This is a genomic window from Enterococcus sp. DIV0170 (assembly GCF_051710765.1).
Classification (GTDB): Bacteria; Bacillota; Bacilli; order Lactobacillales; family Enterococcaceae; genus Enterococcus_A; species Enterococcus_A raffinosus.
Genome location: NZ_JBIOLG010000001.1, coordinates 217,103 through 243,132, shown reverse-complemented (window position 1 = coordinate 243,132; position 26,030 = coordinate 217,103). Strand labels below are relative to the sequence as shown.

Annotated in this window: 26 protein-coding genes; 2 read left to right on the top strand and 24 right to left on the bottom strand. The window is 40.2% G+C overall.

The genetic code is table 11. The features are described 5' to 3' along the window. Positions 1 to 333: 333 nt before the first annotated feature. The 9 genes from ftsY to IGI50_RS01185 form a co-directional block, all read right to left on the bottom strand. A complete protein-coding gene (gene ftsY, locus IGI50_RS01225; protein ID WP_438775810.1) occupies positions 334 to 1,695 on the bottom strand; it encodes a signal recognition particle-docking protein FtsY in 1,362 nt (453 codons plus the stop codon). Between the two features lie 21 nt (positions 1,696 to 1,716). After that, entirely contained in the window at positions 1,717 to 2,535 is an 819-nt protein-coding gene (locus IGI50_RS01220) for a Cof-type HAD-IIB family hydrolase (protein WP_218256459.1), read from the bottom strand. After that, positions 2,532 to 6,125, bottom strand: coding sequence for a chromosome segregation protein SMC (gene smc / locus IGI50_RS01215; RefSeq protein WP_438775809.1), 3,594 nt, complete (start codon positions 6,123 to 6,125; stop codon positions 2,532 to 2,534). Before smc ends, IGI50_RS01220 begins: the two co-directional genes overlap by 4 nt. A gap of 165 nt (positions 6,126 to 6,290) precedes the next feature. Then, entirely contained in the window at positions 6,291 to 6,986 is a 696-nt protein-coding gene (rnc, locus tag IGI50_RS01210) for a ribonuclease III (protein WP_218256457.1), read from the bottom strand. 168 nt (positions 6,987 to 7,154) lie between these two features. Beyond that, the gene (gene acpP / locus IGI50_RS01205) at positions 7,155 to 7,400 is read right to left on the bottom strand and encodes an acyl carrier protein (protein WP_028020380.1); all 246 of its coding nucleotides are present in this window, start codon (positions 7,398 to 7,400) and stop codon (positions 7,155 to 7,157) included. Positions 7,401 to 7,517: 117 nt separating this feature from the next. Further along, positions 7,518 to 8,519 (bottom strand): phosphate acyltransferase PlsX, encoded by a 1,002-nt coding sequence (gene plsX, locus IGI50_RS01200; protein WP_218256456.1) that lies wholly within the window; start codon positions 8,517 to 8,519, stop codon positions 7,518 to 7,520. A gap of 115 nt (positions 8,520 to 8,634) precedes the next feature. Next, the gene (recG, locus tag IGI50_RS01195) at positions 8,635 to 10,668 is read right to left on the bottom strand and encodes an ATP-dependent DNA helicase RecG (protein ID WP_438775806.1); all 2,034 of its coding nucleotides are present in this window, start codon (positions 10,666 to 10,668) and stop codon (positions 8,635 to 8,637) included. A gap of 181 nt (positions 10,669 to 10,849) precedes the next feature. Beyond that, positions 10,850 to 12,532: a DAK2 domain-containing protein gene (locus IGI50_RS01190; RefSeq protein ID WP_010747187.1), complete on the bottom strand. Its 1,683-nt coding sequence runs from the start codon at positions 12,530 to 12,532 to the stop codon at positions 10,850 to 10,852. A 29-nt stretch (positions 12,533 to 12,561) separates the two neighbouring features. Continuing rightward, the gene (locus tag IGI50_RS01185; protein ID WP_010742791.1) at positions 12,562 to 12,924 is read right to left on the bottom strand and encodes an Asp23/Gls24 family envelope stress response protein; all 363 of its coding nucleotides are present in this window, start codon (positions 12,922 to 12,924) and stop codon (positions 12,562 to 12,564) included. A gap of 322 nt (positions 12,925 to 13,246) precedes the next feature. On the opposite strand from IGI50_RS01185, the gene rpmB reads away from it, so the two are divergent. Together rpmB and IGI50_RS01175 are read left to right on the top strand one after the other, a co-directional pair. Continuing rightward, positions 13,247 to 13,435, top strand: coding sequence for a 50S ribosomal protein L28 (rpmB, locus tag IGI50_RS01180; RefSeq protein WP_010747188.1), 189 nt, complete (start codon positions 13,247 to 13,249; stop codon positions 13,433 to 13,435). Between the two features lie 246 nt (positions 13,436 to 13,681). After that, on the top strand, positions 13,682 to 16,279 hold the full coding sequence (locus tag IGI50_RS01175) for a YfhO family protein (protein ID WP_438775804.1): 2,598 nt from the start codon (positions 13,682 to 13,684) through the stop codon (positions 16,277 to 16,279). A gap of 56 nt (positions 16,280 to 16,335) precedes the next feature. Here IGI50_RS01175 and truA read toward each other — a convergent pair whose 3' ends face one another. The 15 genes from truA to rpmD all read right to left on the bottom strand — a co-directional run bounded on the left by truA (position 16,336) and on the right by rpmD (position 26,021). Further along, a complete protein-coding gene (truA, locus tag IGI50_RS01170) occupies positions 16,336 to 17,082 on the bottom strand; it encodes a tRNA pseudouridine(38-40) synthase TruA (RefSeq protein WP_438775803.1) in 747 nt (248 codons plus the stop codon). A gap of 97 nt (positions 17,083 to 17,179) precedes the next feature. Beyond that, entirely contained in the window at positions 17,180 to 17,752 is a 573-nt protein-coding gene (locus IGI50_RS01165) for a DUF6434 domain-containing protein (RefSeq protein WP_218256452.1), read from the bottom strand. A 108-nt stretch (positions 17,753 to 17,860) separates the two neighbouring features. Further along, positions 17,861 to 18,658 carry an energy-coupling factor transporter transmembrane component T family protein gene (locus IGI50_RS01160; protein WP_010747192.1) on the bottom strand — a complete coding sequence of 266 codons (798 nt, stop codon included), beginning with the start codon at positions 18,656 to 18,658 and terminating at the stop codon, positions 17,861 to 17,863. Beyond that, positions 18,648 to 19,517, bottom strand: coding sequence for an energy-coupling factor ABC transporter ATP-binding protein (locus tag IGI50_RS01155; RefSeq protein ID WP_438775801.1), 870 nt, complete (start codon positions 19,515 to 19,517; stop codon positions 18,648 to 18,650). The genes IGI50_RS01160 and IGI50_RS01155 overlap by 11 nt, the downstream gene beginning before the upstream one ends. Then, positions 19,493 to 20,329: an energy-coupling factor ABC transporter ATP-binding protein gene (locus tag IGI50_RS01150; RefSeq protein WP_438775799.1), complete on the bottom strand. Its 837-nt coding sequence runs from the start codon at positions 20,327 to 20,329 to the stop codon at positions 19,493 to 19,495. Before IGI50_RS01150 ends, IGI50_RS01155 begins: the two co-directional genes overlap by 25 nt. A 253-nt stretch (positions 20,330 to 20,582) precedes the next feature. Further along, positions 20,583 to 20,963 (bottom strand): 50S ribosomal protein L17, encoded by a 381-nt coding sequence (gene rplQ, locus IGI50_RS01145; RefSeq protein ID WP_010747195.1) that lies wholly within the window; start codon positions 20,961 to 20,963, stop codon positions 20,583 to 20,585. A gap of 27 nt (positions 20,964 to 20,990) precedes the next feature. Then, a complete protein-coding gene (locus IGI50_RS01140) occupies positions 20,991 to 21,929 on the bottom strand; it encodes a DNA-directed RNA polymerase subunit alpha (protein ID WP_010747196.1) in 939 nt (312 codons plus the stop codon). A gap of 79 nt (positions 21,930 to 22,008) precedes the next feature. Continuing rightward, on the bottom strand, positions 22,009 to 22,398 hold the full coding sequence (rpsK, locus tag IGI50_RS01135) for a 30S ribosomal protein S11 (RefSeq protein WP_010747197.1): 390 nt from the start codon (positions 22,396 to 22,398) through the stop codon (positions 22,009 to 22,011). Between the two features lie 24 nt (positions 22,399 to 22,422). Continuing rightward, the gene (gene rpsM / locus IGI50_RS01130; RefSeq protein WP_010747198.1) at positions 22,423 to 22,788 is read right to left on the bottom strand and encodes a 30S ribosomal protein S13; all 366 of its coding nucleotides are present in this window, start codon (positions 22,786 to 22,788) and stop codon (positions 22,423 to 22,425) included. 18 nt (positions 22,789 to 22,806) lie between these two features. After that, the gene (gene rpmJ, locus IGI50_RS01125) at positions 22,807 to 22,923 is read right to left on the bottom strand and encodes a 50S ribosomal protein L36 (RefSeq protein WP_010742772.1); all 117 of its coding nucleotides are present in this window, start codon (positions 22,921 to 22,923) and stop codon (positions 22,807 to 22,809) included. A 33-nt stretch (positions 22,924 to 22,956) separates the two neighbouring features. Continuing rightward, a complete protein-coding gene (gene infA / locus IGI50_RS01120; RefSeq protein ID WP_010742771.1) occupies positions 22,957 to 23,175 on the bottom strand; it encodes a translation initiation factor IF-1 in 219 nt (72 codons plus the stop codon). Positions 23,176 to 23,350: 175 nt separating this feature from the next. Then, positions 23,351 to 23,998 carry an adenylate kinase gene (locus IGI50_RS01115; RefSeq protein ID WP_010747199.1) on the bottom strand — a complete coding sequence of 216 codons (648 nt, stop codon included), beginning with the start codon at positions 23,996 to 23,998 and terminating at the stop codon, positions 23,351 to 23,353. A gap of 61 nt (positions 23,999 to 24,059) precedes the next feature. Further along, entirely contained in the window at positions 24,060 to 25,361 is a 1,302-nt protein-coding gene (gene secY, locus IGI50_RS01110) for a preprotein translocase subunit SecY (RefSeq protein WP_010747200.1), read from the bottom strand. Next, on the bottom strand, positions 25,361 to 25,801 hold the full coding sequence (rplO, locus tag IGI50_RS01105) for a 50S ribosomal protein L15 (protein ID WP_010747201.1): 441 nt from the start codon (positions 25,799 to 25,801) through the stop codon (positions 25,361 to 25,363). The genes secY and rplO overlap by 1 nt, the downstream gene beginning before the upstream one ends. A gap of 40 nt (positions 25,802 to 25,841) precedes the next feature. Next, positions 25,842 to 26,021, bottom strand: a complete 180-nt coding sequence (rpmD, locus tag IGI50_RS01100; protein WP_010747202.1) for a 50S ribosomal protein L30 — start codon at positions 26,019 to 26,021, stop codon at positions 25,842 to 25,844. Positions 26,022 to 26,030 lie beyond the last annotated feature (9 nt).

Here is a 26,030-nt window from a genome sequence, read left to right as displayed (position 1 = left end):
AAAAGAAATAGCCTTTTAAATGAAAATATGATTAAATATTAATAACAACTAGTCTAATCAAACTACAGTTTTAGTTTGCTTTTATTAAAAGAATGGAGGCCTCGCTCATGCAACAAAAAAATGGTTCAATGATAGATACCACTCATTTACAACAAGAAACGACCCCAAAAGAGTTTGTAATGTTAAAACCGCACCACCAACATCAGTTCCATTGCAACGAGGTTCATCGAATAATGGATGCCAATGCTCGGCAAAGCAACGTCAGTCTGCACGTTCCGCCATATTTTCAGACTATGCAAAAGAACTGTTGAGGTTTTCTCAACAGTTCTTTTTTTATTCTTCCTTCAACAGACCTTTAAAGAGTCCGACTGCAAAATCATTTGGATCAAAGGCTTCAAGGTCATTGATTCCTTCACCTAACCCAACTAGTTTAACTGGCAGACGAAGCTCATTACGGATCGCCAACACGATACCGCCTTTCGCCGTTCCATCTAGCTTAGTTAAAACTAATCCTGTAACATCCGTAGTTTCTTTGAACTGGCGTGCTTGAACTAACGCGTTTTGACCAGTTGTTGCATCAACTACTAGCAGAACTTCATGTGGAGCTGTTGGAAACTCTCGTTTTATCACTCGTTTGATTTTTTCCAACTCGTTCATTAGATTAACTTTATTTTGCAAGCGTCCTGCTGTATCAATCAGCAAAACATCATAATTTTCTCTCTTGGCTTTATCCACCGCATCAAAAACTACTGCCGCCGGATCGCCACCTGCATTGCCGCGAACAACTTCTACTCCAGAACGCTCACCCCAAACCACTAGCTGATCAATCGCGCCAGCACGAAATGTATCTGCTGCAGCTAGTAAAACTTTTTTGCCTTCATTTTTATACTGATTGGCTAATTTTCCGATACTGGTGGTTTTCCCTGTACCGTTGACCCCAACAAATAAAATCACACTTAATCCATCATTTTGTAGATTGAGTTTGTTGTTTTCGTTGACGCCCTCTGCCTCATAAATTTCTACCAGCTTTTCAATAATTACATTTTGGATCTGAGCTGGTTTCTTGGCATTTTTTAACTTAACCTCTTGTCTCAAGGAATCCGTCAATTTAATGGCCGTATCAAAGCCAACATCAGCGCCTATCAGGGTTTCTTCTAATTCTTCAAAGAAGTCTTCATCAACTCGGCGGAAGCGAGCAAACAGTTCATTCATTCGTTCACCGAATGATTTACGCGTCTTTTCCAACCCTTTGTCATATTTTTCCTGAACCGTCTCTTCTGCCTGAACAGGTTCTGCTGAATCCATGATCTCCGTCTCTGTTTCAGCCTCTTCGGAATTTTCTACAGTTTCTTCAACGAGTTCCTCGATAACTTCAGCTTGTTTGTCAGACTGCTCCTCTTCAATCGTCACTAAATCATCAGATGCATCAGAATTGTCAGATCCCTGTGGAGGTATCTCTTCCAAAGGAGTGTCTGGTGCTTCGTCAGTCGCTTGTTCCTGCGATTCTTCCTGAGATTCTTCTTTTTGTTCTATTGCATCATCAGCAGTATCTTCACTAACGACTGTTTCTTCCTCATTGTCAGTGGCAGCTTCTGAATCTAAGACTTCTTTATCTTCTAAAAGCGCCTCTTGTTTTTCCGTTTCTTCCTTTTGCTCACTAGAAAAAGCCTTTTTTATTCGATCAAATAGTCCCATGAATATCCCCCCTCATTTCAATTATTCCTTCAAATCATCAAATACGAATTTTTGAATAGCATGAGCAACACCATCCGCTTGATTGGTTTTCGTCACAAAATTAGCTGCTGATTTCACTCCATCTGTCGCATTTTCCATCGCGACACCCATTCCAGCATAATTAATCATCGACAGATCATTCGCTTCATCCCCTAATGCCATCATCTCACGAGCATCGATACCAAGATGCTCACCTAAGACTGAAAGTCCAAAAGCTTTTGTCACACCTTTTGGCATAAATTCTAATAAATTAGGACGCGTCTTGAAAATTTCGAAGCGCTCGTATTCTTCATTCGGAATTAAGGCGATTTTTTGATCCAAGTATGCTGCATCAATTGCCGCCACCACTTTATTGTACAACGTATCCTCATCCAATGCCTCAATCGTCTTTGGAACATACGTTAATGCTTTGTTCAATGTTGGATAAATTGATGGATGATCTTTTGCTGTTTCAAATTGGAAACATAGAGCATCTGATAGAACGTCCATCGGCAGAGCAAGATTCGTCAATAACTGATGAATATGTTGTACATCAGCCAAATCCATTGCTGTCTTTCCTAAAATTTCACCTGTATTTGTTTGGATTAATCCTCCATTAAATGTAATAGAGTAATCATCTGCATCCAATAAGTTTAGCTCGGCTAAATAATCCTTGATCGCAATCAGTGGACGTCCTGTACAAATCACGATTTTAACCCCTCGTGCCTTTGCTTCAGCCAACATTTTTTTATTTGTATCGGAGATTGTTTTCGCATCCGTCAACAATGTTCCGTCTAAATCAATCGCAATTAATTTTATCATTCCAACAATTCCCTTTCCTTCACTTGAAATTTCCCATCCTCTTTCACTTCTTCAAGCCTTACTGAAATAATTTTTGATACACCTGATTCTTGCATCGTCACTCCATATAGGACATCAGCGGCTTCCATTGTTCCTTTACGATGAGTAACTACAATAAACTGCGTATCATTTTGGAAAGCACTCAAGTAACGACCAAAGCGAGTAACGTTCGCCTCATCCAAAGCAGCTTCTACCTCATCCAAGACACAAAATGGTACTGGGCGAACCTGAATAATCGAAAAGAGTAGGGCAATTGCCGTCAATGCGCGTTCTCCACCAGAAAGCAACGACAGACTTTGTAATTTCTTCCCTGGGGGCTGCGCTTCTATCTCAATTCCTGTATTCAACAAGTCATCAGGATCAGTCAATACTAGCTCCGCACGACCCCCGCCGAACATATTAGGGAAGACCTCATTGAATTTTTCACGTATCGCTTGGAATGTGGTGAAGAAACGTGTTTTGACTTCATCATCCATCTCGTCCATCGTTTCAAATAGTTGCTCTTTCGCTGATAACAAGTCATCTCTTTGTGTAGTAAGAAAATCATAGCGTTCTTCAACCTGTTGATATTGCTCAATCGCATTCAGATTCACTGGACCCAATTTTTCGATGGCTTGTTTCAAGCGACTGACTTCATTTTGCGCTATCTGTTGATCAATTTCAGGGTCCGCCTGCGCTTCTGCCCCTTCGAAGGTCAAACTATACTCTTCTTGTAAATAGGTCAATGCATTATCCAATTTCAGCTCGTACCGGTTTTTTTGAACATCTGCCTGTGATTGTCTTGCAAGCAATTGTTTTTGTTCCCGATTGGCTTCAGTTAATGCGCTATCAGACTGATCCACTTGTTTCTGTAAGTCCTGACGCGATTCCTTCCACAAAGTCAACTGCTCCTGCAAATGCTCTTTCGCCGTGGCCAACTCTGTTAGGCGCTGATTTAAGCTTTCTTCAGTTTCCTCATGGTCTGACGAATCACTAGAGAGTGCTAATATTTGGTTTTCCAGACTCATAATCTGACCCGTCAACTCATTCATCTGACTTTCAAAGCTTATAGCTTGTCGTTCTAGATACAGTAACCGCTCATCTAATACAGCGTAATCCGCTTGAAGACGACTTAATTCAGCATTGATATTTGCGCGTTTTTCTTCTAACTGATCGCTTTCTTCATTCATCTGCTGAATTTCTTGATTGATTCTTTCTTGCTGCGTCTTCAATTCAACCTGTTGAATTTCTAAAGCCTCTTTTTGTGTTTGATAATCATTCAAAAAGCTTTCTAATTCCTTAGCTTCATACGAGAATAACGCTTGCTCTTTCTGCAAACGCGCCAACTCAGTGTTAACCTGTTCTTCGTTGTTTTGTGCTTCCTGATAGGCTAACCGTGTTTGCTCCCCTTGCGTTCGCAAAGTTTCAAGTGTGTCTGTTTGCTCCGCTACTTTTGTTTGTAGCTCCTGAACAAATTTTTCCTTTGTCTGCAACGCTTGATTAATTTCCTCATAGCGTTTCGTCCATTCTTCCAATTCATGTCCTTGGTTGAATAAGTTCCCACGGTTCCCTTGCTTCGTCGCACCACCAGTCATGGAGCCGCCGGCATTCATCACATCGCCATCCAATGAGACCACTCGAACTTGATATCTTAATTGCCGAGCAAGCTGATTGGCACTGTTTAGATCTTTGGCGATTACAATAGCGCCCAAGAGATTCTGCATAACAGGTGCAACATTCTCAGGAAATGATACTAACTCACTTGCAACTCCTAAAAAGCCTTCTTCATCCTTAATTGCCTGATATTGATGAGCTCCTAAGCTTCGTGGCTTAATCGTCGTTAACGGCAAGAAGGTTCCTCGGCCGCTGCGTTGTCTCTTTAAAAAAGTAATACCCTGACGGGCATCCTTTTCATTTTCTACGATGATATGCTGTGCTGATGCACCTAAAGCTGTTTCAATCGCCAAAGTATACTCCTTGGGGACTTGAATCAATTCTGCCACTGCACCAACAATTCCGCTTAGCTGGTCCTTGTGCTGCAAGACACTACGTACCCCTTGATAAAAGCCGCTATAATTCTCTTGGATTTCTTGCAGACTCTTTTGTCGTGCCCGCGCTTGCTGGACCTGACTCATCAAATCATACATCAGCTGCTGCTCTTTTTGCAGTTGCTGCTGCGCCGCATTTTTTTCTTCTGCTAACCGTCGATAGTTTTCCTGCTCTTCTTTCAATTGTGTCTCTAAGTCTTGACACTTAGTTTGTGCGGTTGTTTGTTGTGCTGTCAATGCTTCCAATTGCTCTTTTAACGCTTCAAAGCGACTCATGCTCTGTTGGTTCTTTGCTTTTTCTTGCGAGTATTGGCGCTCTAAATATTTCAATTCATTGCTGACATTCGCTGATTCTTGCATCAATTCTACGTAAGTGCCACGTAGATCCTCTAATAATTCTTTGGGAGATTTTTGATATTTCTCAGCTTCCGAAGTTAATTCTTGAATCTTTTCCTCTAACGCCAGTTTTTCGGCTTGCTTATCCTTCTGCTGCGCTTGAACATCCTGCAGGTTCAATTGTGCTTCTGCTTTTTTCTTGCGCTGTTCCTCTAATGTTGTTCGATATTCCGCACTAGTTTTTTGGGTATTCTTTGAACGCTCACTCAATAGTTCCTTTTGGCCCTCTGCTTGCTTCAGAGCCTCTGACAAGTGGAGTAATTGCTGCTGTCCAGTTTCCAACTGTTCATCCAAAGTTCCACGTTTTTCTCGTAGTGTGCCTAATTGCACTTCTGTTTGTTGAATAAACTGGCTTTTTTCTTCGACTATTTTGGACAATGTATCAAAATCAGTTTTAGCTGATTGCCAAGAATCTCGCGTTTGCTTAATTTTGGCTACCATCAAACTGACATCCGTAGCTGTCAATTCTTTTTTTAGCGCTAAAAACTCCTTGGCTGCTTCACTTTGAGCAGCTAAAGGAGTCAGCTGATCCTCTAATTCATAAATAATATCCTGAACGCGGCTTAAATTGTCTTCCGTCTCGAAAAGCTTTTGTTCAGCTTTACGCTTTCGTTGCTTATATTTCAAGACACCTGCGGCTTCCTCGAAAATTCCGCGACGATCCTCCGGTTTGCTGGAAAAAATCGCCTCTACTTTTCCTTGAGAAATAATCGAGAAGGATTCTTTTCCTAACCCAGAGTCCATAAAAAGGTCTTGGATATCTTTTAAACGACAAGCTTTTTTATTAATGAAAAAATCGCTTTCTCCCGTTCGTCGATAACGTCTCGTCACACTGACTTCACTAAAGGCTAACGGTAAATAGTGATCCGTATTGTCCAACACTACGGTCACCTCAGCGATATTCAACTGTTTTCGCGATTCTGAACCGGCGAAGATGATATCGGGCATTTTGCCTCCCCGCAAGCTCTTTGCAGATTGTTCGCCTAAAACCCAGCGAATCGCTTCAGTAATATTACTTTTCCCGCTGCCGTTTGGTCCAATAACCGCCGTTACGCCCTTTTCAAACTCGATCTTTGTTCGATCGGCGAAGGATTTAAAACCAGCGATCTCAATTCGTTTTAAATACAAAATGTTCCTCCTATACTTTCATAAAAAGAGCTATACGAACTTGCACAGCAACGACAGTTGCTGTGCATCCCTTTTGTTAAGCAGATATAACTGCTGACTTTACCTTTAAGATATGTCGTAGTTCTACGTCTGCCTCATCTATTTTGATACGTAGAGAACAACGTCTTATTTAGCTGCAATTTTTATTAATGCTTTTTCCGCTGCATCTTGTTCTGCCAATTTTTTAGATTTCCCTTGACCTGAACCAATCAATTCATCATCAGCATACACATCAATCGTAAAAATCCGCTCATGGGCTGGTCCCTCTTCATTCACTAATCGATAATCGATCGATACGTCTCCACCTTTTTGCAAAACTTCCTGCAAACGAGTCTTATGATCCATTTCTCTCGTAAAGACCCCTGCCTCAATTTTCGGAAAGACAACGGTTTGAATGAAACGTAGAGCCACATCATAGCCTTGATCTAGATACAAAGCACCTAAAAATGCCTCAAACAAGTCACACAAGAGTGCTGCACGGTCACGACCGCCAGAATTCTCTTCGCCCTTTCCTAACAGGATATAGTGATCAAAATGACATTCTTTCGCAAATTTTGATAAACTTTCTTCTCTTACAATTGCCGAACGCAGCCGAGTTAAGCGGCCTTCTGGCAAATTTGGATAATGGTGATACAAATAGTCCGATACTTGAATTTCTAAGACAGCGTCCCCTAAAAATTCTAACCGTTCATTATCTGAGATATTCATGTTACGGTGTTCATTCACATATGATGAGTGGGTAAACGCCTGCTCTAATAAGTTCACATCGTGAAAAACGATGCCGTAGTTTTCTTTCAATTCATTGATCAACTGTGTATCCATGGGCTCATTCCTTTTTTTGAGATTTCCATCACGCTTTATTATACTGTTTTTTCTAGGATTTTTAAATCAGAAGTCATGATAGTAAGAAATTTTCAAAAAATGATCGACCTTCACCTCTCTTTTATTACACAAAAAAAATACACCAGCAATTGCCGGTGTACCACTTTGTTAAGCTTGGTTGTTTTCCACAATGTAATCAACTGCAGCTCCAACTGTTTCAATTTTTTCAGCATCTTCATCAGAAATTTCTGTTCCGAATTCATCTTCTAATTCTAGAACAAATTCCATAATACTGATTGAATCTGCATTTAAATCGTCTTTGATACTCAATTCAAGTGTTACCTTGTCTTTATCAATTTCAAAGTGATTTGAAATTATTTCAGCAACTTTGCTAAATACTTCTTCACGAGTCAACAACATTCACCTCCACTTGATCAACTAATATTCGTCTATGTTTTACCAGAAGGTCACAGTTCATTTTACTGATGTTTGTGCCCTTTGTCTACCTTTTTCGGTAAATTGTCACCCTGCTTATTCGCCCTTAGGTGTTTCAAAAAACTGGACCAATTGCCCAACCACATTCGTTTCAAGCATCGTGTGAATTTGATCAATCGTATTAGCTACTGCTTCTGGACCGGTAGAACCGTGTGTTTTAATCACTGGTGCCTTCAGACCAAACAATACTGCACCGCCATGAGAAGAATAGTCCAATTTGTCTTTTAAGCCATAAAGCGTATCTTTTAACATCAGTGCTCCAAATTTCCCTTTGACACCTGCCTCATTGATACTGCCTTTAATCAAGCTCATCAGACCCATTGCTGTTCCCTCGATTGTTTTTAAAACCGCGTTTCCTGTAAAGCCATCTGTAACAACGACATCAGCGGCACCATTTAACAGCTCTCTAGCTTCCACATTGCCGATAAAGTTGATGCTCTCTTCAGCTTGCAATAGTTTAAATGCTTCTTTTGTTAATTCACTGCCTTTTGTTTCTTCAGTCCCGTTGTTTAAAAGTCCGACACGAGGGCTTTCAATACCACGAACATGTTTTGCATAGAATGAACCCAAAATCGCATATTGGTGAAGATGCTCTGCTTTGTTTTCTGCATTCGCTCCTAGGTCCAGCATGTCGAAACCACTGTTGCTATTTAAAACAGGCAAAGTAGACATCAACCCAGGACGTTCGATTCCTTTGATCCTTCCTACTACAAATAGCCCAGCAGCTAACAACGCTCCTGTATTTCCTGCAGAAAAAATCGCATCTGCCTTCCCTTCTTTGACCGCTTGCGCTGCCAAAACCATTGAAGCATTTTTCTTGCGACGAATAGCTTTAACAGGCTCATCATCACTATTAATTTTTTCATCTGTGTGGATAATCGTAATATTCTTTTCGTTAGTTACATATTGACGAATGGCGTCTTCTTTTCCGTATAATTGGAACTCGATTTCCGGGTGATTTTGTTGTGCTAACATCACACCCTCCACGATAGCTTTAGGTGCGAAATCTCCGCCCATTGCATCTACAGCAATTTTCATGAGAACACTCTCTCCTTTTTTTTCAATAAATTCATATTTAATCCGTGTCCCATTTGCCTTTTATATCATCCAAAATAGCAATGGGAGTCTTTAAATTTTTCTACAGTATAGCATACTAATCGAAATATGTTTCGCCAGTTTCAGTCGGTTTTAAGGTCTTTACTAATGGTGCAAAGGCTGGCTGCTCACGCCAATTATCTACTTGCCAAATCTGATTGGCCTCGTCCCTCGCTACTTCTAATACGTTGGCATCATTTACCAGATCCGCAATTAAAAATTGCGGCAGCCCGGATTGACGGAAGCCAAAAACCTCCCCAGGCCCGCGTAATTCTAAATCTTTTTCACTTAAGACAAATCCATTATTTGTTTCAGTCATGATCTTCATACGTTCCTTGCCCAGCTCATTTTTAGGACTAGCAACTAAAATACAATAAGAAGCATCTGAACCACGGCCCACACGACCACGTAATTGATGAAGCTGTGCCAAACCAAAACGATCCGCATCCATGATAAACATCACAGTCGCGTTTGGAACGTTGACTCCCACTTCAATAACGGTGGTAGAAACTAAAATTTGGCTTTGATTATCCTTGAATGCTTCCATAATCGCATCTTTTTCGGAATTCTTCATTTTTCCGTGTAATAGACTAACCTGATAAGTCGGTGCATAGTACTCCTTCAAATGCTCATAAATTTCAGTCGCATTCTTCACGTCCAACGCTTCAGACTCCTCAATTAAAGGACAAATCACATACAACTGATGACCAGCCTGCAATTCTTGTTTCGCCCAATCTAAGGTATGCTCCAATTGTTTAGGCTTAATCCAACTGGTTTTGACGGGAATTCGCCCCGCAGGCATTTGATCAATAACAGAAACATCCATCTCTCCATAGGCTGTGATCGCCAATGTCCGCGGAATCGGTGTCGCTGTCATGAATAAAACATCAGGGTGTAGCCCTTTTTCTCGCAAGACTCGCCGCTGATTTACCCCAAATCGGTGTTGTTCATCCGTGATAACTAATCCCAGATTAGCAAATTGGACATCGTCTTGAATTAAAGCGTGTGTCCCAATGACCACATCTATTTCGCCATTTTGTAAGCCTGCGAGAATCGCTCGTCGCTCTTTTGTTTTCGTTGAACCGGTCAATAGTGCTGTCGTCAGCTCCAACGGATCAAACAGTTGATTCAGACTTTCTAAGTGCTGCTGCGCCAGAATTTCCGTTGGCACCATTAAAGCTCCTTGAAACCCTGCTGTCATTGTCGCGTATAAAGCAATGGCGGCCACTACTGTTTTTCCGCTCCCAACATCTCCCTGCAGCAAACGCTGCATATGTTTTTTACTTCGTAAATCATAACAAATTTCATTGGTTACCCGTTTTTGCGCGTCTGTTAACTCAAAAGGCAACCTTTGAGTAAATTGTTTTAATCGCTCTACATCGTAACGAATTGCGATTCCGTTTTTTTCGCTGCGCTCACTATTCTTTAATCCCTGCATTCGCATTTGGAATAGGAAAAACTCTTCAAAAACAACTCGCCGTTTGGCTTGTTGGCTTTCTGCCGGATTTTTAGGAAAATGCATCGCTCGCATCGCTTGCTTTCTTGGCATTAAGCGATACTTTTCCAAAAGATATTCAGGCAGGTTTTCCATCACTTGATCACCAAATTTTTCAAAAGCAGCCTTAATTAAGTCAATCAAGGTACTTTGTCGAATCGCTTTCGTCACATGATAGATGGGGGCATATTCTTCTGTTTGTTTGCCGCCTAAAATCTTCATCCCAGTTAATGACTTACGCTTAGCATCCCATTTTCCATAAACGGCTAGCTCTTCACCGACTTCAACTTTATCTTTTAAGTAAGGCTGATTAAAAAAAGAAACCATAAATACGGCGTGATCTTGCATCATCCGAAACTGAAGACGGCTTTTTTTGTAGCCAAAGCGGCTAACTACGGGTGCCGAGACAATGACACCTTTTAATGTAACCTTCTCTTGATCGTTGATCTCTAATAAATTTTTTTCTTGAATGTCTTCATAACGAAAAGGGTAATAGCTTAATAGATCTTCAATCGTTAAAATCCCTAAGTCAGCTAACGTTTGCGCACGTTTCGGCCCTACACCTAGTAATACCGAAACAGATTCTTGGATCGTCATCGTAATCCCCCTTTCGTTTTTGGCTTTCTGCTGTCTCGGAGTCAATAGCGCTATTTTTCGAAAATCACCTTATTCTCGCTCAGCATACGACTCCGCTAATTGTGTTTAAGCGAAAATTCAATTTGACAAAAACAGGAGTGAGCCAGATATTCTTGGCCCACTCCCTCCGACTTTTACTAATTTATTCTGCTGAAAGCAAGTATGGATAAACGGGTTGGTTTCCTTCGTGAATCTCAACCTCTAAATCAGGATAGCTTGCTTCAATTGCTTCGCTTATTTTTTCAGCTTCTGCTTGGGTACCTTCAACACCTACGATGATCGTGATGATTTCGATATCCTCGCTGATCATTTTATTCAAGGTATCTAAGGTCGCTTGGTATTTATCTGCTTCTGAAAGAACGATTTTCCCATCGATCATCCCTAAGTAGTCGCCTTCATGAATCTCAACACCATCAATCGCTGTGTCACGAATCGCATTCGTAATTTGACCGCTAACTACTGAATCCAGCATCTCAGTCATTGATGTTTTATTATCCTCTAGGCTTTGATCCCCATTAAATGCCAACATCGCTGTCATTCCTTGAGAAACAGTTTTACTTGGTACTACTGCAACTGGAATTTCCGCAACTTCCGCTGCTTGATCTGCCGCCATAAAGATATTTTTGTTATTCGGCAAGACAATGACTTGGTCCGCATTGACTTCTTTGATAGCCTTCAAAATATCTTCTGTACTTGGATTCATGGTCTGACCGCCGCTGATGACATAAGAGACTCCTAGACTCTTGAATAATTCTTGGACTCCTTCACCGGCTGCAATAGCAATCACTGCGTAAGGTTTATGCTCTGCTGGTGCTGCTTCAAAAGCTGCGACCTCTTCATCGTGTTCTAAGATCGTTTCATGCTGTTGACGCATGTTATCCACTTTAACTTTGATCAACGCACCAAATTTTTGTCCATAATTCATGACTTCGCCAGGATGTTCCGTGTGCACGTGTACTTTAACGATCTCGTCATCATTGACCACCAACAGTGAATCGCCAATGCCATCCAAATAGTTACGGAAAGTATCGTAATCAAATTTACTATCAACGGTTGGACCTTCCCCTAGACGAACCATAATTTCAGTACAATAGCCGAATTTGATGTCTTCTGTCGCTAATTGACCTTGAACACTGCGATGATGTTCCGCATTCACCATTTCATCCATTTCAGCTGGACTTGGCTCATACGTATCATCTGCTTGAAATTCGCCATTTAACGCACTCAAGAAGCCTTCATAAATGAACAATAACCCTTGTCCACCGCTATCAACTACACCAACCTCTTTTAATACTGGCAGCATGTCAGGTGTTTTATCTAATGCTTTTTTTCCATATTTAACAACAGCGGACATGACTTCAACCACATCATCTGTTTGTTTCGCTTTACGTTCACCAGCTTTTGCTGATTCGCGAGCCACAGTTAAGATCGTCCCCTCTACGGGTTTCATCACTGCTTTATAGGCAGTCTCTACACCATGCACTAATGCTTCTGCTAAATCTCGCGCATTTAATGTATCCACCTCTAAAATCTCTTTAGAAAAACCACGGAATAATTGTGACAAAATAACCCCGGAGTTTCCGCGAGCGCCCATCAATAATCCTTTTGCTAAAACATTAGCTAACTCTCCAACCTTTTCAGAAGCAGAATTGACAACGGCCGTTGCACCGCTAGTCATAGATAGATTCATATTGGTCCCAGTATCACCATCCGGTACTGGAAATACATTTAATGAATTGACATATTCTGCATTGACTTGCAGACGTTTAGCGCCAGCCTCTACCATTTCTTGGAATTGACTCGCGCTGATTTCTGTTACCTTCACTTACTTAGTCCTCCTTAAGAACGCTGCCCTTAATCAGGCAGAACACGTACACCTTGAACATAGACATTCACTGAGTTGGCTGTAACCCCAAGCATCGTTTCCAAATTATATTTCACTTTTTCTTGGACATTGCGCGACACTTCTGAGATCTTCGTGCCGTAGCTGACGATCGTATAGACGTCGACTGCGATCCCGTTCTCCTCTTGACGTACTACGACGCCGCGTGAATAGTTTTCTTTTCTTAAAATTTCTGTGATATTGTCTTTGATTTGATTTTTACTAGCCATACCGACGATACCAAACACGTCAGTAACTGCACCGCCGACAACCGTCGCGATGACGTCGTTTGAAATTTCGATCATACCAGTCTGTGTATTAATTTTCACAGCCATAGTTGTTAGCCTCCTTAAATAGGCACACTCGCCCATTTTTTCTACTATAATAGTTTATCATAGCCCTATGACAAATAAAAGAAAGTTCCATTGCGATTTGCTGATAGGGCGCTGCCTGCTTGCCGCAAATTGTACCAACTTTCTTGCATCAAAACTTTTACTAAAAAATTTTTACGCTAACAGAGTATAATTTACCTGCAAATCCATAGAATGTCAATCTTTCTAAAAAAATTCACTTGCTAATCTTGCTAATCTGTGCTATTTTATTTTAGTATGAGCCAAAGAAGCGCTCCAATATCAAGGCAAAAGGAGGAAACAACACATGGCAAAAGTTTGCTATTTTACTGGTCGTAAAACAAGAAGTGCAAATAACCGTTCTCACGCTATGAACGCTACTAAACGTACTGTAAAACCTAATTTACAAAAAGTTCGCGTATTAGTGGACGGAAAACCTAAAAAAGTTTGGGTCTCAACTCGTGCTTTGAAATCTGGAAAAGTTGAGCGCGTTTAATATTATCCAACTAAGTCAAACCGTTCAATTCTGAACGGTTTTTTTTGACAGTTTTCTATTTTACATATTTTGAATAAGAATTGCGGGTCGATCGTATCGGCTCGTTTTTTTATTTCTCATTTTGAATAGACACTTCTCCACACAAATTTCAAATCTTTGCTTGAGTTTCATAGCTCTTTCACAATATTTTGCTGCGTTTATGGTAAAATTTGGATAGTCTGTTGAAAGAAGTTTGGTGATTTTTATATGAAAAACTATCTTAAAGAAAACCGTTGGTATTTATTAGCCAGCTTTTTCCTGCCGCTCACCCTCATGGTGATCGTCTATCTAACGATTGGTATCTATCCTGGATCAAGTCGTAGTGTTTTAGCCAGTGATGCCTTCTCCCAATTTTCAAATTTTCACGCAAGTTTTCGAAATACGCTTTTAGGTAAGCAAGGCCTTTTTTATACTTGGAATGCCTCTATGGGGCTGAATTATCTGTCATTAGTTTCCTACTACCTCGGCGGATTTTTTACACCGTTGGTTATTTTCTTTCCAAATCAATTGATGCCGGATGCTCTGTATTTCTTAACTCTGATCAAAATTGGCTCCGCGGGACTAGCCTTTTGGTTTTACGCCAAGGGGAGTTTTAAATTGCCCGACTGGTCTCGTGTAGCACTGAGTGTCACCTATGCTCTGATGTCCTTTGCTATTGCACATTCTGAAATCATCATGTGGCTGGATGCCTTTGTTTATCTACCATTGATTATTTTAGGAATCAATCGTGTGATGGATTTGAAAAAGCCGACTGTACTGTTTGTCTCCTATTTAATGTTGTTTCTAACGAGCTTTTATATGGGATTTATGATTGGTGTTTTTTCAGTTCTTTACTTTATTGCCCGTTTGGTTACCAATTGGAAGCTGTATAAAAAAAGCATTATTCCCTATGGAGCCACTTCGTTATTAGCCGGTTTTGCTTCAATGATTGTAATTCTACCCTCGATCCTTGATTTACGGACAAATGGTGAAGAACTAACGCAAATCACTACCTTTAAAACGGAAGCGACAAGCTGGTGGGATTTTATTGCAAAAAATTTGATTGGCTCCTACGATACAACGAAATACGGTTCGATTCCATTTATATATATCGGTCTATTACCATTAGCTCTGTGTTTGTTTTTCTTTATCTGCAAAAAGATTCCTTGGAAAAATAAACTTGCTTATGGTGTGATTGGTGCAATCCTGATTGCAAGTTTTTATATTCAGCCGATGAATTTATTTTGGCATGGGATGCATGCGCCAAACATGTTCTTATTCCGTTACGCGTATTTACTTTCATTTTTAGTGATCACACTAGCGGCGTGGGGCTGGGAAAAATTGGACAGAGAGAATATTTTACAACTGGTAGCTTCCTGTCTGCTGCTAATCGCACTCTTTGCCATTTTCTGGGGAATGAAGGGCAAAGATTACGACTACCTTAAAAATATTTCGCTTTACATCACATTAGGGTTTTTAGCGGTATATGCGTTGATCTTTACCGCCCACCATTTTAATAAGATTCCGTTCAAAGCACTCAGCATTTTACTTTTATTACTGATGTCTACAGAAGCCTTTATTAATAGTGACTTTATGGTACGTGGCGTGTTGAAAGATTGGAACTATGCTTCCCGCAGCCTCTATACTGAGCCCTATCCTTCAATCAAAGCATTAGTTGATAAAACCAAGAGTGATAACGACACGTTTTATCGAATGGAGAACCTTGACCCCGTTTCCTCTAACGATGCCTTTAATTATGGCTATAGCGGTGTCAGCATGTTCTCTTCAATTCGTAATCGACACTCTTCTGGTTATATGGATCAATTAGGATTTCGTTCAAGAGGCACAAGTCTAAACATTCGTTATCAAAATAATACATTGCTAGCAGATGCCTTCACAGGGATTAAATACAATATAGCGAAAACGAAAGACTTAAATAAATACGGATTCACGAAAACGCAAAGCGTTGGCGAGTATAATCTTTTTGAAAATAATAACGCCTTGCCATTAGCTTTTACGGCTCCAACAAGTATTGATAAATTAAAGGCCTTGCCAAATGATAACCTTGGCACACAGACACAATTATTCAACGCATTGTCGCAAGAACAATTTCAGTATTATCAATTTCTGCCTATCACACAAGTAGACACAAAAAATGCCAACGTTACTAACGCTGGCAATATTACAACAATTACTGAAAAACAAGGAAATGTAGCGAAAGATGTCACCTGGAAAGTACAGGTCCCAGCAAACACTCAAGCCTACTTAAGTCTCTATCCTTACGATTTTGCTGAGCTAGAAAGTTCGACCGCTACCGTTACAGCAAATGGACAAACACGCCAAGCGCAAATCGGAATCAGCGGACAATATTATGATTTAGGTTATTATGAAAAAGCAACAACAGTTACCTTCACCGCAAGTTTTTATGGTACAAAATCGATTAGCTTCCAAAACCCGCAAGTCTTAGCATTAGACACCGTAGCCTATCAATTAGCTGTCGATAAGATCAAAGAAAATGGTGTAGATATGCAAGTCGGCAAACGTAGTGCTGAAGGAACAGTAAACACGAAAGAAGACAAGACTTTAATTACAACGATTCCTTACGATGAAGGGTGGACTGCCAAAATCGATGGCAAAAAAGTGGAGACAAAAGCCTTCCAAAACGCCTTTGTCAGTATTCGCGTCCCGAAAGGCAAGCACAAAGTAACCTTTAGTTACCTACCTAAAGGCTTCATCGCTGGTGCATGTTCTTTTGTAATTGCTATTGGTATGTTCATTCTTTATCTAAGAGTACTTAAACCCAAAAAAATACATCGTCATTCTTAGTAAAGACCGTAAAAAAAGATCAAACAATCTGAGTCTTCAGTTGTTTGATCCTTTTTTTATTTATATTTGACTTCTGCAAGATACAATCCTTCTGGATGCGCTGTTGGTCCGGCAGCGTTCCGATCCATCGCTGAAAGAATCTCTGGAATTCCGTCTGCAGGAATACGCCCATTTCCAATCTTTAGCAGAGTTCCCACCAAAATTCGGATCATCTTGTACAAAAAGCCGTTTCCGCGAAAAATGAAAGTCAGTTCTGTTCCTGCTGTATTTACCTCAAGGTCTGCTTGGTAAATCGTCCGAACTTTATCTTCAATCGCTCCACCTGTCGCACAAAATGAAGTGAAATCATGAGTTCCCAATAAATCCGGCAATGCTCGGCGAACCAAATCCAAATCTAAAGGATACGGATAATACGCAGCATAGTGGCGCCGAAAAGGGCTTCGGGGTTTAGCAATTTGAACTTTAAAATGGTAAGTTTTCTCTACAACGTGATAACGTGCATGAAAATCATCAGCCACAACCTCAACTGAGGAAACCGCAATATCCTCGGGGGTTTGTGTATCCAACGCAAACCGCATACGTTCTAGCGGCCGTTCCTGCGGATAATCAAAATGAATGACTTGTCCAATCGCATGGACTCCAGCATCTGTCCGACCTGAACCAAAAATTGTTACAGGGATTCCATTGTTCATTTTCTGTAACGTTTTTTCTACTTCTTCTTGTACTGTTCGACCATTGGGTTGTCGCTGAAATCCGTTAAAATTTGTTCCATCATAGGCAATCACTGCCTTATATCTAACCATCCTAATTCTCCTTTTAAAAACAAACGAATCTTAATCTAATATCTCTTAAATTAAACATAGAGAGATATTCTTAACCGGAGTCATTATAACAGCTTTTTTATCGGGATTCCAACACACTTAAATCTGAAACATGGTACTTATTGCTGCCTGGCAATGCTTTTTTATGCTTCCAACATACGATCGCTTCTTGTAATGATCGATCCTTGTTCGCTATAAAGAAATCACGGATATAAGTATTGTATTCAAATTGCGCATCAATTTTTTCAGGCTTCTTCGCTGCAACATCAGGATACATCAGAATCGCTTCACGATAAGTCTTTCCTGGGTTAGATTTCAGCCATTTTTGAAAGGCTACTTTAAAACGAAAAGACTCGCCAAGTTCTTGTTTAAAAAAAGCACGATGCTTCTCAGAAAAAACAATATTCTCTTCGATTAAACTATCCAGTGTTAATTCTTCCGTACGCGCAATTTTTGTTGGTTTCTTTTTAGGAACTAGCTTTTCCCCCGTGCGCAAAAAGTTTGCAATTCGTTGGTTCAACTCCGCTTTACTTCCTGATTTTGCCAAACCATGAGCTTGACAAAAGGCTTGCAGTTCTTCTTTTAAATAATAATATTCGCTAAATGTTTCTATCTTCATCCCTGCGTGTAAATCTGGTCGCTTTTCAGCCATCTTTCCCCTCCATCTTATTCCTTTATTCATCCTAACATAAAAACTACAAAATAAGCTCTGTGCATTCAAACTAATTGGCGTACAAAAAAAGCTTGGATGTCTCCAAGCTTAGCTGCGTAAAAATATTAAAAGAATTGTTGCTATCCCAAAAACAACAAGGACAATCGTATCTCGTGATGCCCATTGTAATTTACGATATTTACTACGTCCTTCACCACCACGATACCCACGGGCCTCCATCGCAGTCGCCAAATCTTCCGCACGATTAAAGCTGCTAACAAACAACGGTATCAATAGAGGCACGATTGCTTTAACCTTTTGGATCAAATTGCCATCATTAAAATCAACGCCGCGAGCACGTTGCGCGTTCATTATTTTTTCCGTTTCATCCATCAATGTAGGAACAAACCGCAGAGCAATCGACAGCATCAAAGCAATCTCATGAACTGGTAAATGGAATCTTTTTAACGGATTCAATAAAGATTCAATTGCATCGGACATTGACAATGGCGGTGTCGTTAAAGTCAACAATGTTGACATAAAGATGATCAACACAAAACGGCAAAAGATAAATAGTCCGTTCTGAATCCCGTAGGAGGAAAGACTAAATACTCCCCATGACCAATACAAAGTTCCACCGCGTGTAAACAACATTTGCAATGCTACAGTAAAGATGATCAACCAAATCAAGGGTCTAACACCCTTTAAAAAGAAGTTTATATTTATTTTTGACAAAAAGACTGCGAATAATGTAAACACTCCTAAAAAAACATAGCTTTGCCAATTATTCGCCAAAAAAATAATCCCAATAAAATAGAAACTCGCAACTAATTTAGCCCGTGGATCCAGACGATGAATCAAGGAATCCCCCGGAATATAGCGGCCAAAGATCAATTTATTCATCATGAGCAGGACCTCCTGCTTGTTTAACGATCCAATCAGCCAATTCGTTTTCTGTTAATGGTAGTTCACTAAAGGCAGCTCCGCGTGCTTGCATCTTTTCAGCAAAAGCACTTGCCTGAGGGACGCCTAATTGCTTTTCTTTCAGCCATGCAACATCAGCAAAGACTGCCTGAGGAGTCCCATGTTTCACCACATGACCCTTTTCTAAAACATAAACATAATCGGCAAAATTGGCAACATCATCCATTAAATGAGTGACCAAAACGATCGTCATATTTTTTTCCCGATGCAACCGCAAAAACATTTCCATCATTTCTTTACGTCCAAGCGGATCTAAACCTGCTGTTGGCTCGTCTAAGACTAATATTTCAGGTTCCATGGCTAACACCCCTGCAATCGCAACACGTCGCATCTGCCCTCCTGAGAGCTCAAAAGGAGATCGCTCAAGATATTCTTCATCCAAGCCAACTAATTTCAAATTTTCCTTTGCTAAAACGAAAGCTTCTTCATCACTAGCACCAAAATTCTTCGGTCCAAAGGCAATATCTTTTGCCACCGTCTCTTCGAATAATTGAGCTTCCGGAAATTGAAAGACAATTCCTACTTTTTTCCGAACAGGCTTCAAATTCTTATTATCTGTAGTCGGTGTAATCATCCGATCACCAATTTTCACTTGCCCTTCAGTTGGTTTTAATAACGCATTCAAATGCTGAAGTAAAGTGGATTTTCCACTACCAGTATGTCCCACTAATGCAGTATATGACCCTTCTTTAATAGATAGATCAATATCATAAAGTGCTCGTTGTTCAAAGGGAGTATTCGGTTGATAAACGTAGCTTACTTTTTCAAAACGGATGTCCATAACCAGTCCATCATCCCTTCTTCATCTAAATAATTCAACGGCACATTTACACCACGGGCTTTTAATGCAGCCTTTAATTTTTCAGGAAACGGCAAATCTAATCCCAACGAAACTAACTCAGGTCCTGCAGAAAAAATTTCTTCAGGGGTCCCCTCTTGATATAGTTCGCCTTCTCTCATTACTAGAATTCGATTGGCGCTGGCTGCTTCGTCAATATCATGAGTGATTGATATGACTGTTAAATCACTTTCCTCTTTAATCTTACGAATTGTCGCAATAACATCATCTCTACCCTCAGGATCTAACATGCTAGTCGCTTCATCTAAAATAATAATATCCGGTCGGAGGGCAACAACACCGGCAATAGCTACTCGTTGTTTTTGTCCACCTGATAGACGTGCAGGTTCTCGTGTTGCAAAATTTTGCATTTTTACCTTTTCCAAGGCATCCTGTACACGACTTTGCATCTCGCTTCGTTCAATTCCTTGGTTTTCCAATCCAAAGGCAACGTCATCTTCTACTGTTGCTCCAACAAACTGGTTATCAGGATTTTGAAAGACCATTCCCACCATTCGACGAATATCCCATACAGATTCCTCAGACAGTTCCATTCCTCCAACAGTCACCGTTCCCTTTTGCGGTAAATGAAGACCATTGATCGCTTTGGCTAATGTAGACTTTCCTGAACCATTATGCCCAACGATAGCGATCCATTCTCCTTTGTTAATTGAAAAACTGACATCCTTCAAAGCGGGTGTCGCATCTTCTTGATAGCTAAATTCAATTTGATTGATTTCAATAATTGGCTTCATGGTTACACCTTCCCACTTCTTTGCAAATCTGTTCTAAGCCTAGCAAAAAAGCTATGTTTTATCAATCCTTGATACTCGATAAAATGCTTTTGTATACCGATCTGTCTTGACAGTATTTTTGGGTATAAAAAAACACTTTATGATGAGTGCCGGCTTCCCAGTCAATCTGGGAAGCGGCGCTGAGCTAGACTCGGAGAAAATCTCCAACATCATAACACTCTAAAAGAATCATCTATAAAGTGAAGAGTGATTATTATACAAGTTCTAAAACGACCATAGGCGCGTTATCGCCACGACGAGGTTCAGTTTTTAAGATACGAGTGTATCCACCTTGACGTTCAGCGTAGCGAGGAGCGATATCGTTGAATAATTTTTGTAATGCAGATTCAACAACGATTGCTTCGTTTTCTTCACGAACATCAGCGACTTCATTACGTACAAAGCTAGCAGCTTGACGACGTGCATGAAGATCCCCGCGTTTTCCTAAGGTAATCATCTTTTCAGCAGTTGAACGAACTTCCTTCGCACGAGCTTCAGTCGTAACGATGCGTTCGTTGATAATTAAGTCAGTTGTTAAGTCACGCAACATCGCTTTACGTTGGCTAGATGTGCGTCCTAATTTACGGTAACTCACGTAGGTTTCCCTCCTTTGTAAACAATATTAATCGTCTTTACGTAATCCTAAACCAAGATCATGCAATTTAGCTTTCACTTCTTCAAGTGATTTGCGACCCAAATTACGAACTTTGATCATTTCAGGTTCAGACTTATTCGTTAATTCTTGAACCGTATTAATTCCAGCACGTTTCAAGCAATTGTACGAACGTACAGACAAGTCTAGTTCTTCGATGGTCATTTCTAACATTTTTTCTTTTTGCGTTTCTTCTTTTTCAACCATGATTTCAGCGTTTTTCGCTTCATCAGTAAGATTTACAAAAATATCTAAATGTTCAGTCAAAATTTTCGCTGCAAGACTCAATGCTTCTTGAGCAATGATTGATCCATCAGTCCAAATTTCCATCGTTAATTTATCGAAGTCATCACGACGGCCAACACGTGTATTTTCAACTTGGTAGTTTACTTTACGTACTGGTGTGTAAATAGAATCGACTGGAAGGACACCAATTGGCATGTCTTCCTTTTTATTTTCGTCTGCTTGAACATAGCCTCGACCAGGTTTTACTGTTAAGCGAGCATGGAATGTCGCTCCTTCAGCAACAGTACAAATGTACATATCTTTATTCAAGATTTCAACGTCACTGTCAACAATAATATCGCCGGCAGTTACCGTAGCTGGTCCAGTAATATCGATCTCAAGGGTTTTTTCTTCTTCAGCGAATAATTTCAAAGCCAAACCTTTGATATTCAAGATGATTTGTACAACGTCTTCTCTTACACCTTTGATGGTTGAAAATTCGTGTAACACCCCATCGATTTGAATATTGGTAATGGCAGCGCCTGGTAAAGAAGAAAGTAGAATACGACGTAGAGAATTACCTAAAGTAGTTCCATAACCTCTTTCCAAAGGTTCAACAACGAACTTGCCATAATCTCTGTCTTCATCAATTTTTGTGATTCTTGGTTTTTCGAATTCAATCATTCTTGTCTTTTACCCCTTTCAAAACGAAAAGTGTCTTGTTCAATGACGTTCCTGTAAAACTCATAGAGTGGGGCACTCATTAAACACGACGGCGTTTTGGAGGGCGGCATCCATTATGAGGTACTGGAGTCACGTCACGAATTGCAGTTACTTCTAAACCAGTTGCTTGCAATGAACGAATCGCTGCTTCACGACCAGAACCAGGTCCTTTAACAGTTACTTCAACACTTTTCAATCCATGTTCCATTGCAGCTTTTGTTGCAGTTTCAGCAGCCATTTGAGCAGCGAAAGGAGTTGATTTTTTACTACCTTTGAACCCTAATGCACCTGCAGATGACCATGCTAAAGCATTTCCGCTTGCATCAGTAATCATGACGATTGTGTTATTGAAAGTCGAATGAATATGAGCAATACCAGTTTCGATATTCTTCTTCACACGACGTTTACGGTTGACTTTCTTTGCTACCATGAAGATTTAAACCTCCTTCACTAATTATTTTTTCTTGCCGGCAATAGCGCGAGCTGGGCCTTTACGAGTACGAGCGTTGTTCTTAGTGTTTTGTCCACGTGTAGGCAAGCCACGACGATGACGGATTCCACGGTAAGAACCGATTTCCATCAAACGTTTGATGTTTAAGTTAGTTTCACGACGAAGATCGCCTTCAACTTTTAATTTATCAACTTCAGCACGGATAGCGTCTGTTTGTTCGTTGGTTAAATCACGTACACGAACGTCTTCAGAAACGCCTGCATCGGCTAAAATTTGTTTCGCTGTAGTATTTCCAATACCGTAAATATAAGTAAGTGAAATTACCACGCGTTTATCACGAGGAATATCTACTCCTGCAATACGAGCCATACTTAATTACACCTCCAATTATCCTTGACGTTGTTTATGTTTTGGGTTTGCTGGGCAAATCACCATAACACGTCCATTACGACGAATTACTTTACAATGTTCACACATTGGTTTTACTGATGGTCTTACTTTCATGATTATACCTCCTGAAGTTTTACGGAGTACAACTTACTTAAAGCGATAGGTAATGCGACCACGGCTCAAATCATATGGAGAAAGTTCAACTGTAACCTTATCTCCAGGCAAGATTCGAATATAATACATCCGGATTTTACCAGATACGTGTGCAAGAACTTCGTGTCCGTTTTCCAATTCGACTTTAAACATTGCATTCGGCAAAGTTTCGACGACTGTTCCTTCGATTTCAATCATATCTTCTTTTGCCACGCAGAGTACCTCCTTGTAGTTGTTTCGCATTTTCACACGATAAAATGGCGGAAACTGCAGTTCCCACCCTAATTCTTAAGTTAACTTCCAAAAAAAGCTAGAAGTCGGACTGACAAATTCTATCATAAAACATCGAACTTGGCAAGATAAACTGCATCTCAAGTCGGTAGGCAAATTATTTTTCGATAATCTTTTCTACATCCGCAAATACGGCATCAATTTCACGATCTCCATCAACTGGATATAACAGACCTTCTTCATCATAATAAGCTAAAATTGGTTCACTGTTTTTAATGTTTACAGATAAACGATTTTTAACTGTTTCTGGCTTATCGTCTTCACGTTGGTAAAACTCATGACCACCGCAACGGTCGCAAGTTCCCTCTACTTTTGTAGGGTTGAAGATTTTATGATAAGTTGCACCGCAGTTTCGGCACATGAAGCGTCCTGCCAAACGTTCAACTAACACTTCTTCTGCTACTTGAATTTCAATCACAGCATCAATCTTTTTATTCAAGTCCGTTAACATTTCAGCTAATGCTTTGGCTTGATCTAAAGTACGAGGGAAGCCGTCTAACAAGAACCCTTTATCAGTGTCCTTTTGAGCTAAACGTTCCTTCACGATACCGTTAGTAACTTCGTCTGGGACCAAATCCCCTGCATCCATGTAAGATTTTGCTTTCAATCCGAGTGTTGTCTCGTTCTTGATTGCTTCTCGGAACATATCCCCCGTGCTGATATGTGGAATATTGTACGTCGCAACAATTCTTTCTGCTTGTGTTCCTTTTCCTGCTCCTGGCAGTCCCATTAAGATCAGGTTCATTGCTTTCCCTCCTAAGTATTTGAAGTGAGAACGGCGTTGAGGAAACCCTCAACACGCGAATCTACTCTTCATCCATGAATCCGACATAACGTCGTTTCAACATGAGTCCTTCTAATTGTTTTGCTGTTTCGAGTGCTACACCAACTACGATCAAAAGACTTGTACCACCTAAACCGATTGATTGAGGCAGGTTCCAAACCATTTGCGCAATAATTGGAATCAAAGCGATCAAACCTAAGAAAATAGCTCCGACTACGCTTAAACGCATCAAAATTGCAGAAACATATTCTTCTGTCCCTTTACCTGGTCTTACACGAGGAATGTAACTTCCTTGTTTTTGTAAGTTCTCAGCCAATTTTTCAGGATTAACCTGAACAAAGGCATAAAAGAAAGTAAAGGCAACAATAAGAACCGTATAAATCGCAGCACCAGGCACTGTGTTATAACTAAATAATTTGGTTAAAACATCGTACCAGCCTTCCGCGCTATACTTGCTAGCCAATGCTTGTAACACCGCATTTGGTGTCGCAATGAATGAGCTGGCAAAGATAACTGGGATAACCCCCGCAGCATTCACTTTTAATGGTAAATAGCTACTTGTGGGCGCACCAACGACTTGTTTTGTATATTGTATCGGAATTTTTCTTTCTGCTTGTTGAAAGTACGTTACAAAAACGACAATCAATACAATAGCAATAAGTAAAATCACAACAAAAATAACTGATTTCCATAGATCACTAGGATCGATATTTACGAAATAATCATCATAGATATCTTTGATACTTTGCGGCAATCGAGAGATGATACCCGCAAAGATGATCATTGATACACCATTACCGATTCCTTTTTCAGTAATCTGTTCTCCCAACCAAGTAACAAACATGGTACCTGCTGTAAGAATAATACCGATCGTAACAAATGTTTGAACATTACGATTTGGTACAAAACCGAATTGTGCAAAATAGTCAAATCCAGCTGTAATACTTACAGACTGAATGAAAGCCAAAACCAAAGTTAAATAGCGAGTCGCTTGATTCAACTTTTTACGTCCAACTTCCCCTTGTTTTGACCATTCGACAAATTTAGGGATGATATCCATCTGCAGCAATTGAATCACAATTGAAGCCGTAATATATGGAGAAACCCCCATCGAGAAGATCGAAAAGTTTTGCATAGCTGATCCGCTGACCATATTCAACATTCTGAAAAATGGCATTTCGCTCAGGCCTTGCAATCCATGTGCATCAACTCCCGGTACAGTGATTTGCGCACCTAATCGGAAGACTAATAGCATCATGACAGTAAACAGGATCCGTGATCGGATGTTCTGAACTTTGAATGAATCTTTTAAAAGTTTGAACATTAAATCACCTCGATTGAACCACCAGCAGCTTCAATTGTTTCTTGAGCATGTTTAGAGAATTTTGCTGCTTTAACGGTTAGTTTTTTATCTAATGATCCGTTTCCTAAAACTTTGATTCCAGCTTTTTCGTTTTTCACGATTCCAGCTTCGACTAAAGCAACTGGAGTTACTTCAGCTCCATCTTCAAAACGATTTAAGACATCTAAATTGATAACAGCATATTCTTTACGATTCACGTTAGTAAATCCACGTTTTGGTAAACGACGGAATAAAGGAGTTTGACCACCTTCAAAACCTAAACGTACACCACCGCCTGAACGAGCCTTTTGACCTTTTTGACCACGTCCAGCTGTTTTTCCGTTACCTGATGAAGTACCACGTCCAACGCGGTTGCGAACTTTACGTGAACCTTCGGCAGGTTGTAATTCATGAAGTTTCATTATATTGGGCACCTCCTTAGATTTTAATCATCATTGTTTATTAAACTTCTTCTACGTCCACTAAATGAGACACAGTGTTAACCATACCTTTGATTGCATCATTGGCTGGTTTAACAACAGTGCTGTTCATTTTTTTAAGACCCAACGCTTTAACAGTGTCACGTTGGTTTTGAGGACGTCCGATAATACTGCGTTTTAAAGTAATTTTTAATTCAGCCATGTCATTCGT